Origin of the sequence: Sphingomonas sp. SKA58 (assembly GCF_000153545.1) — a bacterium.
GTDB lineage: Bacteria > Pseudomonadota > Alphaproteobacteria > Sphingomonadales > Sphingomonadaceae > Sphingobium > Sphingobium soli.
The window spans coordinates 370,262-382,969 of sequence record NZ_CH959307.1; the positions used below are offsets into that span (position 1 = coordinate 370,262).

A 12,708-nucleotide genomic window follows, 5' to 3' on the forward strand; every position below is an offset into this window, starting at 1 on the left:
CCGCGTCCATCTGAACGCCGATGCCCAGGAAATCGTTGATACGTTGGCGGCCATTTTCATAGAACATGTAGACGGCGACCAAGCCCGCGAGGCCCGCGCCGCCCAGCATCGCGATCCAGCGCATCTCCAGGCCAGATAGCAACAGCAGCGCGCCCCAGCAGGCCATGAAGATCACAGTCTGCCCGAAGTCGGGCTGGCGCATCAGCACTGCCGAAATCAGCAGGGTCAGGGCGCCGGTCAGCTGGATGACGGGGAGGTTCTGCTCCTTCGTGCGCAGCGACAGCAGCCAGGCGAGCGTGACGACATAAGCGGGCTTCAGGAATTCCGAAGGCTGGAACCGGAAACCGGGCAGGTCTATCCAGCGCCGCGCTCCGTTCACGGTAGAACCCAATAGGGGCACGAACAGCAGCATCAAGAAGAAGAAAGCGCACAGGAAGATGGCCAGCCGCCGCGCCTGCAGCCGGGGCAGCATGGAGATGATCAGCATGATCGGCAGGCCGATCATCACCCACATCAGCTGGCGATAGAAATAGATGAGTGGATTGACGGCGATGTCTGCGGTCGATCGGTCGATCGCCGCCACAGGGGACGCGGCGGCGACCGCCACCAGCCCGATCGCCATCAGCGCGACGATCAGCGACAGGAGAACGCGGTCGATTTCCCAGAACCAGATGGCGAGCGCGGTGCGCTCGCGCGGAACCGTGCGGGTGCGGAAACCCTTCACCAGTTCACCGGCCTTCGACATCCCTGTTCCCCTCTTGCTCATCGCCCCTGGGTCTTTCCCTATTCCAGCGCCGCGACCGCTGCGGCAAAGGCATCGCCACGTGCCTCGAAATCGCGAAACTGGTCGAAACTGGCGCAGGCCGGCGACAACAGTACGACGTCGCCCGGCTGCGCGATGCGCGCCGCGCGGCGGACGGCGGCGCTTAGCATTTCGCTGTCGTCCACCGCCATATGCGGGCGCAGCAGATCGGCGAACATATGCCCCGCTTCGCCGATGGTGTAGGCGTGGGCGACATTGCCGAAATGGGGCGCGCATTCGTCCAGATTTTCGGACTTGGCGACACCGCCTAATATCCAGTGGATGCGCGGCTTGCCGTCCTTGGCGGGCCAGGCGGCGAGCGCGGGCGCGGTGGACGCGGCGTTGGTCGCCTTGCTGTCATTGACGTAGAGGACGCCGTTAAGGGTGCGGACGGTCTGCATCCGGTGGGGGAGTGAGGCATAGCTGGCGAGGGCGGCTTTGGTCGTGACGGGATCGATGTCCAATACGGCGGCCGTTACCATTGCGACGGCGACATTTTGCGCATTGTGCGGCCCTTGGAGTGCGGGCCATGCAAGCTGCTCGGTGGTATCGACCTGGGTCGATGCTACCTCCACCACATCCTCTCCACTTCCCTTGGTGTCGCAGATTTGGGTCGATACAGACCGGCTCGGCTCATCCTCGGTCGCGATCACCGCCTTGTGCCCGGCCGATTGCATCGCAAACAGCCGCGCTTTCGACGCCACATAGCCCTCGAACCCGTCATAACGGTCCAGATGATCGGGCGTGATGTTGAGCAGCACCGCGACGTCGCAATCGAGGCTGTGGGTCAGGTCGATCTGGTAGCTGGACAGTTCCAGCACATAGACGCCAGCGCCTTTGAGGTTCGGCTCCAGAGGCGGCTGGGAGAGAATCGGGAGGCCGATATTGCCGCCCATCACCGTGGGATAGCCCGCCTGTTCGATGATATGATGGATCAGCGCCGTGGTGGTGGACTTGCCATTGGTGCCGGTGATGCCGACGACCTTATGCGGTGGCAGGGTCGGACGGGCGAGCGCGAACAGTTCGATGTCACCGATGATCGGTACGCCAGCCAGCTTCGCGCGCATGTTGATGGGATGGCGATTGAGCGGCACGCCCGGCGACACGACGATACCGTCGAAGCCGGCAAGGTCGATCTCCATGGGATCGCCAAGCTCCGCCTTGCCAGCGACTTGGCTACGCGCTTCCTCCCGGCTGTCCCATGCGACGACCCGCGCGCCGCTTGCCACCAGCGTTTCGACCGTGGCGAGACCTGAACGGGCGAGGCCAAGGACCGCGTAGGTTTTCCCTGCAAAGGCGCTGGATACGATCATGCGCTTACCGCAGCTTCAGCGTGGCGAGGCCGGCGAGCGCCAGCACGAAGGCGATGATCCAGAAGCGGATCACGACGGTCGGCTCTGCCCAGCCCAGTTGCTCGAAATGATGGTGGATCGGCGCCATGCGAAAAATGCGCTTGCCGGTGCGCTTGTAGAAGAAGACCTGGATGATGACGCTAAGCGCTTCCACGACGAACAATCCGCCGATGATGCCGAGCACGATTTCATGGTGTGCGGTGACAGCGATCACGCCGATCGTGCCGCCCAGCGCCAGGCTGCCGGTGTCGCCCATGAAAACGGCGGCCGGTGGCGCGTTGAACCAGAGGAAAGCGAGGCCCGCGCCGATGATCGCGCCGCACAGGATGGTAAGGTTGCCCGCACCCGGAACATGGGGGATGCCCAGATATTCGGCGAAGTCCGCGCGGCCGACCAGATAGACGATCAACAGGAAGGCCAGGCACGCGATGATGACCGGCATCGTCGCCAGGCCATCCAGGCCATCGGTCAGGTTCACCGCATTGCCGAACGCCACAATGACGAAGGCGGCAAAGCAGAAATAGAAAGGACCAAGCTCGATCGCGGGGCCATTGTAGAAAGGCACATAGAGCGCGGTATTGCCGTGCTGGTTGACGATCATCCAGGCCGCGACACCCGCGATCAGAAATTCGAAGATCAGGCGCATCTTGCCCGACAGCCCCTTGTGGCTGGCCTTCGTCACCTTGTCATAATCGTCCAGAAAACCGATCGCGCCAAAACCCAGCGTCACGAACAGGCAGGCCCAGACATAGATGGACGACAGATCCATCCACAGCAGCACAGACGCCACCATGGAGGTCAGGATCATGAGGCCGCCCATGGTCGGCGTCCCCCGCTTGGCGAGGTGCGTCTGCGGCCCGTCGTCGCGGATCGGCTGCCCCTTGCCCTGGCGGACGCGCAGCCAGCCGATGAATTTGGGGCCGATCACCAGTCCGATGACAAGCGCGGTCGCAATCGCCGCGCCCGCACGGAAGGAGAGATAGCGGATGAGGTTGAACACGCCCGCAAAATCTAGGGTCTGGGCCAGCCAATACAGCATCAGTTCGTTTCTCCGTCGCGGGCGGCCTGACCCAGGGCGGCGACCAGGCGCGACAGCCCGATGCCATTGGACCCTTTGACCAATATCGCGTCGCCCGCGCGCATTTCTTTCTTGATGAGGGGGATTGCGCTCGCGGCGTCGGGCACATGCGCATAGGCCATGGTGCCTTCGAGTGCGTCGGCCAGCGGCGCCATTTCCGCGCCAACCAGCACCGCGAAATCGATTGCGCCATCGGCCAGAGGCTTGGCCAGCCCGGCATGAAGATCAGCGCTCGCGCTGCCCAGTTCGCGCATGCCACCCAGCACCGCGATCCGGCGGTCGGCATGTTCACGGCCAAGCTGCTTCAATGTCGCGGCCATGGAAAGCGGATTGGCGTTATAGCTTTCGTCGATCAGCAAGGCTTCGCCACCCGCGACCGGCAGGATGCGACGTTCCCCCCGGCCCGGCAGCCCCGGCATCTCGGCAAGCGCGAGGCCGGCCGCCGCCAGATCGCCGCCCACCGCCTCGACCGCCGCCAGCACGGCAAGCGCATTGGACACCCAATGATCGCCCGGCGCTGCGACGGTGAAGCATAATTCCGCGTCGGGCAGGCGCGCCGTCACCAGCGTGCCGCCATTGGGCGCAGGCACGGTCTCAAGGGCATGCACATCGGCCTGCGGGCTCATGCCAAAGGTCAGGATCCGCGCCGCGTGGCGCTCCGCCTTGTTATAGAGCGTCGCGACATGCGGGCTGTCATAGGGAATGATCGCGGCGGCGCCCGGCTCCAGCCCCTCGAAAATCTCCGCCTTGGCCTCAGCAATCTTCGCCTCGGTCCCGAAAAATTCGATATGGGCAGGCGCGATCGCCGTGACGATCGCGGCATGGGGGCGCACCTGGTGCGTCAGGGCGGACAATTCGCCTGCGTGGTTCATGCCCATTTCGAAAATGCCATAGGCGCTGTCGCGTGGCATACGCGCCAGGCTGAGCGGCACGCCGACATGGTTGTTGTAGCTTTTTACCGACCGATGGGCCTGCCCCGGCGCGGCGCGATCCAGCGCCAGATACAGCGCCTCCTTCGTGCCGGTCTTGCCGACCGATCCGGTGACGCCGATGACCTTGCCGCCCATGCGCCGGCGCGACGCGATGCCCAGCGCCTGGAGCGCGGCCGCGCTGTCGGCCACGCGAATATGGGGATGATCGACGGCGTCGCTGACGATCGCGCCGGCCGCTCCCTGTGCGAACGCCTGATCGACGAAGCGATGGCCGTCGGTCGCCTCCCCCTTCATCGCGACGAACAGGTCGCCCTGCGTTACCTCGCGGCTGTCGAATGCGACACCAGAAACGGCGAACGGCGCCGACGCGGCGCCGCCTGTGGCTTCAGCAATTTCAGCAGAGGTCCAAAGGTCGCTCACCCCGCACACTCCCGCGCGACGGTGACGTCATCGAACGGCAGGACGCGGTCGCCGATAATCTGGCCCTGCTCATGGCCCTTGCCGGCTAGCAGGACGATGTCGTCTGCGCCCGCCTGCGCGATGGCGGCGGCGATGGCGTCACGTCGGCCGCCAATTTCCTGCGCGTCGGGTGCGCCCGCTAGCACGGCGGCGCGAATGGCGCTGGGTTCTTCGGACCGGGGATTGTCGTCGGTCACGATCACATGATCGGACAGGTCCGCCGCGACCTTGCCCATTTGCGGCCGCTTGCCCGCATCGCGATCACCGCCCGCGCCGAACAGGGTGATGAGCCGGCCTTTTGTATGCGGACGCAGCGCTTCGATCGCAGCGCGCAGGCCATCGGGCGTGTGCGCATAGTCGACATAGACAGGGGCGCCCGTCTGGCTGATGACGGCGCGTTCCAGCCGGCCGCGCACGGGCTGCACCCGGCCAAGCAATTCCATAACCCGGGCGGCATCGCCGCCCGTCGCGATGACGAGACCCGCGGCGGTCAGGGCATTGGCGGCCTGATAAGCGCCAATCAGCGGAAGATTCACCTTGTAGCGTGTTCCCTCCGCCTCGATCTCCAGTGTCTGGCCCAACTGGGTCGGAGTGCGGTTGGCAAGCTGCAAAGCCCGCCCCTGCACCCCGACGCTCAGCACACGAAGCCCCCGCTTCGTAGCCCGCGCGATCGCCTTTTCCGACCAGCTGTCGTCCGCCCAGATGACAGCACTACCGTCCGGCGCGACGACTTCGTCGAACAGCCGCATCTTGGCGTCGAAATAGCTGTCCATATCGCCATGATAATCAAGATGGTCGCGCGACAGATTGGTGAAGGCGCCGGCCACAACCGGCAGCCCTTCGGTGCGATACTGGTCGAGACCATGGCTCGACGCCTCGAACGCGGCATGGGTAACGCCTTCGCGGCGCAAGCCTGCCATATTGGCGAGGAAGGTGACGATATCGGGCGTGGTGAGGCCGGTCGACACCTGATCGACCGAGGTGGTGACGCCCAACGTCCCGATCGAGGCTGCATTATGGCCGAGCATGCGCCAGATCTGGCGGGCGAGTTCGACCGTGCTGGTCTTCCCGTTGGTGCCGGTGACGGCGACCGTCACATCGGGGAACGGCGCAAAGAAACGCGCGGCAAGCTGCGCGAAAAGCTGGCGCGGATTGGCGGCGGCGATGTGGATCGCTCCATCCACTTGGGCTTCAGGACGGGCAACGATAGCAATGGCACCGGCCCGCACCGCTTCGGTAATATAGTCTTCGCCGTTGACGCGTAGACCCTGAAAGGCACCGAAAACGGTGCCCGGCGCGACCTTGCGATTGTCGATGGCAAAACCCGTGACGGACGTGTCGAGGCCGCCAGCGGCGCTTACCGCTTTGGCGACCTCGGCATCCAGCTCCTCGATTAGCGACCCGAGGCGCATTATTCTTTCTCCTTCTCGCCGTGCAGCAGCGGCATCAGATCGGAAATATCGACGTCGCGCCGCTCGTCCGGCATGATTCCCAGCATTGGCCCCGTTCGCTCGATCACCCGCTTTACCACGGGCGCGGCGGTCCAGGCGGCGGTGCGCAGGCCGAACTGGCCCGTCGCCTCATCCATGATGGCGACGACGACATAACGGGGATTGTCCATCGGGAAAGCAGAAGCGAAAGTCGTCACCAGCGAAGTCTTGTTATAACGGCCTTCCTGGGGCTTTTCGGCCGAACCCGTCTTGCCGCCCACCCGGAATCCCTTGGCGTCGGCGCTTCGCCCCGTACCTGCTGACACGATCATCCGCAACAGTTGCCGCATCCGGGCGCTGGTGGCGGCGGAAAAGACGCGGCGGCCCTGCGGCACATCCTGCGGGCGCAGCTTGCGCACGGTGGCGGGGCGCCACATGCCGCCATTGACCAGCGCTGCATAGGCGGTGGCGAGATGGAGCGGCGTCACGGCGATACCGTGGCCGTAGGACACCGTCATGCTCGTGATGCGGCCCCAGCTGGAAGGCCAGAGCCCACCTGCGCGTTCGTTGAATTCGATCGGCGCGCGCTGATCGAAGTCGAGGCTGCGGAACAGTTTCTGAAGTGGCTCCGCACCCATCTCATCCGCGATCCGCGCGGTGCCGATGTTCGAACTATGCACCAGGATTTCAGGCACGTTGATCCAGCGGCCAAGCGAATGGTCATCCTTGATCCGGAACCCGGCAACGGCGAGCGGCGCGGTCGCGTCATAGCGCTTGCTCATCGACGTAACGACGCCTGCGTCCATAGCGGCGGCGATGGAAAGCGGCTTGAATGCAGAACCCAGTTCGTAGCGCGCCTGCACCATATGGTTGCAGAGCGGCGATTCCGAACAGCGCTTGCCGGCATAATTCTGAAGCTTGTTGGGATCGAAGACCGGGATCGACGCCATCGCGATGACTTCGCCGGTATTGACGTCCAGGATGATTCCCCCCGCTCCCTTGGCGCGGGTCTGCACCAATTGGGTGTAAAGCTCGCTTTCGAGCGCGCCCTGAACCCGGCTGTCGATGGAAAGGGCAAAGGGCTTGCCCCGCAGCGCAGGGTCGATCAACCGGTCGTTGAAGGCAGCCTCCGCACCCATGCCGCCCACACCTTTGCTGTTGGGGGCAAAACCCAGGACGTGGGCAGCCAGCGTGCGCTGCGGATAAAGACGTTCCTTCTCGCGCGGAAATTCGATCCCGATCTCGCCCAGCGCGTTGACCGCCGCCACCTGCTCGGGAAGAGCACGGCGACGCAGATAGGCCCAGCCCTTGCCGGTCAGCTTCTTGTAAAAGGTCGCCTCGGCTTCGTCGGGAAAGATTTCGTGTAATTTGCGGGCGAGTTCGGCGGGTTCGCCGATCAGCTTCGATGGGCGCACCGATACGGAATAGGCGTCCATAGTGCGCGCCAGCGGCACGCCATTGCGATCGACGATATCGGCGCGCGCGGGAACGAAGGGTCCCAGCGGCCCATCGCCGCCCGTCCCATGCGCAAAAACGCCGACCCAAAAGAGCCGGCCGATTAGAATCGCTGTGATGGCAAGAAACAGGATGAGCAGGAGCATCAACCGGTTGTGCGCCATGGCGGTGAGGTTGACCCTCTGCCGCCCGGCGCGCGGACCACCGGGCTGGACGATGATCGTGGCCATCAGCGCGCGCCCTTGCGTTTTTCGCGGTCAGCCCGCGCGGTCAGATCGCCCAATGTGCTGTCGTCCAGCAACTTTGCGTCGAGCATCGCCATCCGCTCCGCCTTGCGCGCGATCGGATTGGGCTTCGACACATCAGCGTCCGCACTGGCCTGAACGACTGGTGGCTTGGGCGCAGGCTTGGGCAGCTTGTCCACATTATCGGCGGCGTGGGCTTCGCGAATGATCGCAATGTCGCTGCGAATTTGGGTCGCCGCCGGACTTTCCGGCGCCTTTTGCGGCGCGGAGGGAAGATCGGCGGGCGTTTCGACCATCGCCACCATCACGGGCGGGGCGACATAGTCCGGCCCGTTGGGCTGCACGCCGTCAAGCTGCGCCAGTGCCCGCTCGCCCTCCAGATATTGCTGCGCGGTCGGCGTCGCGTAGAGGAAGTCATGCTGGTTCCAGCTTTCCAGCTGACGCATGGAGGCGCGCGCGCTGAATTCCGTTTCCAGATAGCGAATATCGGCCTTCGTCGCGGCGATCTGCGATCGCACGCGCATCAACTCGTTCCGCTCGGTCGCGACCTTGAGAGAAACCATATAGGCGCCCAGGGCGCCCAGCGCGACGAGGATCACCCAGATCAAGCTTTGCAATCTCTTGACGGCGATCATGCACGGCTACTCCGGGGCAACGAGGGGGCAAGCGAAAGCCGCGACGGTGCTGCGGTGCGAACCGCGCTGCGCAGGGTGGCAGAGCGGGCGCGGGGGTTGCGCGCCAATTCTGCGTCGCCGGCGCGCACTGCCTTGGCGGGCCTGGCGAAGGTAGGCTGCGGCCCGGCCGTGCGTTCAGGCAGATGCCGCGAGCCCCCGCCCTCACCGCCGCTGCGATTGCGCAGGAACTGCTTGACGATGCGGTCCTCAAGACTGTGGAAGGTCACGATGGCAAGGCGCCCGCCCTCTTCCAGCAGCGCTTCGGCCGCCTCGAGCCCGCGCTCCAACTCTTCAAGTTCGCGATTCACATGGATGCGGATCGCCTGGAACGTGCGGGTGGCCGGGTCCTTTTTGTCATGCGGCTTGTATCCCAGCGCCTTGCGAACGACCGCCGCCAGTTGCGCGGTGCGCTCCAGCGGACGTGCATCCACGATAGCGCGCGCAACGCGCCGCGACCGAGGTTCTTCGCCATAACGATAGATGACGTCCGCGATATCCTCCTCCGGGGCGGAGTTGAGGAAATCGGCAGCGCTCATGCCGCCCTGGCTCATCGTCATGTCCAGCGGGCCATCGGACTGAAACGAAAAACCGCGCTCGGGCCGATCAAGCTGCATGGAGGATACGCCAATGTCGAGCGTGACGCCCGCTACTCGATCGACATCGCGCTCCGTCAGCAATTGCGCCATGCGCGAAAATTCGCCGGGAATGAGGGTAATGCCATGCGCGTCGGCCACAGCCCGCCCCTCGCGGATCGCGTCGGGATCGCGATCGAAGGCGAAGACGCGCGCGCCGGCCTGGGCCATGGCGCTGCTATAGCCACCCGCGCCGAAGGTGCCGTCGACATGAATTTCACCCGGCGCAATCGCCAAGGCGTCCAACACCTCGTCGAGCAGCACGGGGATATGAGGCACGGCGCTCACTTGCCGCCTCCGGCTGCGCGCTGGTCCAGCCACCGGCGGACCTTGTTGCGGATCAGCGCCGGACGATCGGGACTTTCGACAAGGGCTTCAGGCTTCCAGATCTGGAAATAGCGACCCACGCCGTAGAAAAACACCGCGTCCGTGATGCCGGCCTCTTCCTTGATATCGGGGTGCAGGAAGAATCGGCCGCCATCGTCGAAATTCACGTCCTCGATCGTGCCGAGTCGGTTTTCGCGCTCCAAATCGGCATTGAAATCGCGGCCAGCCTCATAGGCCTGACGCTCCAGCTTCTCGACCTCATCGAACAGGAACTGCTTGTGGGACAGGCCAAAGCCGGTTGCACAGCCATTGTCGAAATGAACGGACAGGCACAGACGATTCTGGCCGCCGCTGGCCTGGGCCACCAGCTTGCGCATCTCCAGGGGCAGCACGAAACGGCCTTTGCCGTCCGCGACGCTGAACGCGTTGCCCGAATAGAGAATGACGTCCGACACCCTGAAAATGGCCCCTTTTCACCGGGACGCAGGCCGCCCTTTGCCGGAATCGCGAACCGACAATCCGACACATAGGACTGCACAAAGCCTGACGAACCCCAATGCTGGTTTTCCTACCAAGCATAGAGCCGACTGAAAAGGGAAAAGTCGGGAGGTGATGGGAAAAGCTGGTCAAAAGTGGGTCAGATTGATTTTCCTCGCGTTCCTTTGCTAGTTTTCACCTTTTGTTCTTCATCTCTATCCGTAAATCGAGCCCAGAGCAATGCCCCACCCACCATCGCCCAGCCCGTCCCAACCAGAATCGCCCATCGCAGCGCGAGCATCACATCTGCAGGCGTGCGCATCCATGGCCGCGGCGCCGGAGCGGCAGCGCCGAGCCAAAGGAGCAAAGCTGCCGGCGTATCGGCGATCCATGACCGCGGATTGAGCGGTTGCGCCGGGTCGGCAAGCCAGAGCCGATCGTCGATCAGGTCGGCATCTCCTATCAATAACAATGTCCCGCGCCCAATCGTCCGCGCCGTCATCGTCCGGCCATGCGACAGCCATGCGCCCGAGAGCGTAAGAAGCCGGCCATCGGCCAGGAATTGGCGAACTTCCCGCGATTCAAACCGGTCTGGCGCAACGCCCCAATGGGTCAGCAAGGGCTGAAGCAAGCTTGAAGTTGGTGCCCGGCGGCGATCCCCCAGCGCCAGGTCGGACGGCCAGCGAAGCAGGGGATCGGCAAGAACCAGAGCCGTGCCGCCGGCCCGCACCCATGTATCGATGGCGACAAGCTGCTCAGGCGCAAGCGCGCGCGGCTGCGCGATCAAAAGACGCCGTGCGCCCGTCCCGGGCAAGTCGCGCGGATCATCCAGCGGCAGAACCGTAAAGCGCGTACGAAGGACAGTGATGATGGGCGCATCGCGGGGGCCTGTCCCAGCCGGGCCCATTTCGTCCCAGAACAGAGGCAACCCTGTAAGCACGGCAAGCTTTGGACGGGCATCGGCAGCGGCCAGGGATGATGCGGGGCCGAAATAGAGAATTGCCGCTGCAGCAACGATCATCCCCATGGCCGCCATGCGCCCTCGCAATATGGGCGGGTGGCGCAACCAGGCGGCAGCGACGAGGGGCAACAGCGCCGTGAGCGCCAGACCCAAGCTCGGCAACAGCCGCAGCTGTCCTGAGGCCATCGCACAAAAGACGAGCACAGGCGCGACGACGCCAAGCGCGATCCAGATCAGCATGACGATAGTGCGATTCGCCAACAGAAAGCCGATCAGCGCCATCAATCCGGCGACAGCAATGCTCCAGTCCCACGGATCGGCTTGCCCGGTCTGCCATGCGCGCCACAATCCTGCCAACAGGACGGCCATAGCAGGCAGCCATAGCCCAAGAAACGCCTTCGCCCTCGCCATGGCACGACCTGCGCCGCCGCCGGGCATGGGATCAGTTGGGCTGACCGTCGGAGTCCGAATTGAGCGGCTGCGCAGGATCCTGATCCATTGGCTTTTTCAGATTGGGATCGGGCTGGAGGTCCGGAACGATCGGAGCCTGCTCCGCAGCAGGCTGGACCCCCAGTTCGGCAAGCGGCTCCTTGGGGGCGACAGCGTTGGTTTCCAGCGTCGGCACGGTGGGCGGCGCCAGGGCAGCATCGTCGACCCGCGCCTTTTCGATGACGATGTTGGCCAGTCCGACAAGCAGCACGACGCCTGCCAGGCCGGTCAGTCCGATCTGGACACGCTGCAACCCTTCCTGGCGGCGGGGCGTATCGGCCATGTTCGCACTCTTGTTCCCGTCATCGCCGCGACCCGTGTCGGCGATCATGCAGTGTGCGCGAGCCAGGGGAAGACCGTCAAGCCCTTCGATTCCAGCCACTGGCGGTTATAAAGCGTCGACAGATAGCGGAAGCCGGTGTCGCACAATATGGTGACGACGCGCTTTCCCGGCCCCAATTCCCTTGCCAGGGCCACAGCGCCGGCCACGTTAATGCCGGATGACAAGCCCAGACACAGGCCTTCCTCGCTGAGCAAGCGTCGGACCCAATAGAGCCCGTCCTCATCCGAGATGCGAAATTGCGTGTCGATCGGCGCACCATCCAGATTGGCGGTGATGCGCCCTTGTCCGATGCCTTCGGCGACCGACGACCCTTCCGCCTTTAGCTCACCATGGGCATAATAATTATATAGTGCCGCACCATGGGGGTCGCTGAGCGCGATGGTGATAGTCTCATCCCGCGCCTTCAACCCGAGGCCAACGCCAGCAATCGTGCCGCCCGTGCCCGCCGCGCAAGTGAAGCCGTCGACCCGGCCGTCCATCTGCGCCCAGATTTCTTCGGCGGTTCCAACGATATGCGCCTTGCGATTGGCGATATTATCGAACTGGTTCGCCCATATCGCATTGTTGGTCTCTTCCGCGATCCGGCGCGAGGTGTGGACGAAATGGCCAGGGTTCGAATAGGGCGCGGCCGGCACCGTCACCAGGTCCGCGCCCAATGCGCGCAGCGTGTCCATCTTCTCCCGGCTCTGCGTTTCAGGCATGACGATGATCGTTTTGTAGCCTTTCGCATTCGCCACGAGCGCAAGGCCGATGCCGGTGTTGCCCGCCGTCCCCTCGACGATCGTGCCGCCGGGTTTCAGCAGCCCTTTTTCCTCGGCATCATTGACGATGAACAGCGCCGCCCGGTCCTTGACCGAGGCGCCCGGATTGGCAAATTCGCATTTGGCGAAAATATCGCAGCCCGTTTCTTCAGAAGGGCCGGCAAGGCGCACGAGCGGCGTGTTGCCGATCAGCGCGAGACTGTTGGGGGAAAGCAGCATGGCGCCACGCATAGCGGAGCCTGCGCGACTTTGCCAAGCAAGCGAATGATGCGCGCGACAAAGGTCGGGTTT

At 64.1% G+C, this 12,708-nt stretch carries 12 protein-coding genes; all 12 read right to left on the reverse strand.

Annotated features, from left to right (window positions below; all coding sequences use genetic code 11):
* Positions 1-745, reverse strand: a 745-nt coding sequence (locus SKA58_RS11075) for an FtsW/RodA/SpoVE family cell cycle protein (protein ID WP_198005960.1), incomplete at its 3' end; no start/stop codon positions are given.
* A 38-nt stretch (positions 746-783) separates the two neighbouring features.
* Positions 784-2,115: a UDP-N-acetylmuramoyl-L-alanine--D-glutamate ligase gene (gene murD, locus SKA58_RS11080; RefSeq protein WP_009822521.1), complete on the reverse strand. Its 1,332-nt coding sequence runs from the start codon at positions 2,113-2,115 to the stop codon at positions 784-786.
* A gap of 4 nt (positions 2,116-2,119) precedes the next feature.
* A complete protein-coding gene (mraY, locus tag SKA58_RS11085) occupies positions 2,120-3,193 on the reverse strand; it encodes a phospho-N-acetylmuramoyl-pentapeptide-transferase (RefSeq protein ID WP_009822522.1) in 1,074 nt (357 codons plus the stop codon).
* Positions 3,193-4,584 (reverse strand): UDP-N-acetylmuramoyl-tripeptide--D-alanyl-D-alanine ligase, encoded by a 1,392-nt coding sequence (locus SKA58_RS11090; protein WP_009822523.1) that lies wholly within the window; start codon positions 4,582-4,584, stop codon positions 3,193-3,195. The genes mraY and SKA58_RS11090 overlap by 1 nt, the downstream gene beginning before the upstream one ends.
* Entirely contained in the window at positions 4,581-6,035 is a 1,455-nt protein-coding gene (locus SKA58_RS11095; RefSeq protein WP_009822524.1) for a UDP-N-acetylmuramoyl-L-alanyl-D-glutamate--2,6-diaminopimelate ligase, read from the reverse strand. The genes SKA58_RS11090 and SKA58_RS11095 overlap by 4 nt, the downstream gene beginning before the upstream one ends.
* Complete coding sequence (locus tag SKA58_RS11100; protein ID WP_009822525.1) at positions 6,035-7,738, reverse strand: peptidoglycan D,D-transpeptidase FtsI family protein; 1,704 nt, start codon at positions 7,736-7,738, stop codon at positions 6,035-6,037. The genes SKA58_RS11095 and SKA58_RS11100 overlap by 1 nt, the downstream gene beginning before the upstream one ends.
* On the reverse strand, positions 7,738-8,388 hold the full coding sequence (locus SKA58_RS11105) for a hypothetical protein (protein WP_009822526.1): 651 nt from the start codon (positions 8,386-8,388) through the stop codon (positions 7,738-7,740). The genes SKA58_RS11100 and SKA58_RS11105 overlap by 1 nt, the downstream gene beginning before the upstream one ends.
* On the reverse strand, positions 8,385-9,347 hold the full coding sequence (gene rsmH, locus SKA58_RS11110; protein ID WP_037543003.1) for a 16S rRNA (cytosine(1402)-N(4))-methyltransferase RsmH: 963 nt from the start codon (positions 9,345-9,347) through the stop codon (positions 8,385-8,387). The genes SKA58_RS11105 and rsmH overlap by 4 nt, the downstream gene beginning before the upstream one ends.
* Positions 9,344-9,841: a division/cell wall cluster transcriptional repressor MraZ gene (locus SKA58_RS11115; protein ID WP_009822528.1), complete on the reverse strand. Its 498-nt coding sequence runs from the start codon at positions 9,839-9,841 to the stop codon at positions 9,344-9,346. Before SKA58_RS11115 ends, rsmH begins: the two co-directional genes overlap by 4 nt.
* Before the next feature lie 182 nt (positions 9,842-10,023).
* Positions 10,024-11,193 (reverse strand): GldG family protein, encoded by a 1,170-nt coding sequence (locus tag SKA58_RS11120; RefSeq protein WP_232209413.1) that lies wholly within the window; start codon positions 11,191-11,193, stop codon positions 10,024-10,026.
* 73 nt (positions 11,194-11,266) lie between these two features.
* A complete protein-coding gene (locus tag SKA58_RS11125) occupies positions 11,267-11,596 on the reverse strand; it encodes a hypothetical protein (RefSeq protein WP_050763043.1) in 330 nt (109 codons plus the stop codon).
* A 44-nt stretch (positions 11,597-11,640) separates the two neighbouring features.
* Complete coding sequence (locus tag SKA58_RS11130; RefSeq protein ID WP_037543461.1) at positions 11,641-12,636, reverse strand: cysteine synthase A; 996 nt, start codon at positions 12,634-12,636, stop codon at positions 11,641-11,643.
* Between the last annotated feature and the right edge of the window lie 72 nt (positions 12,637-12,708).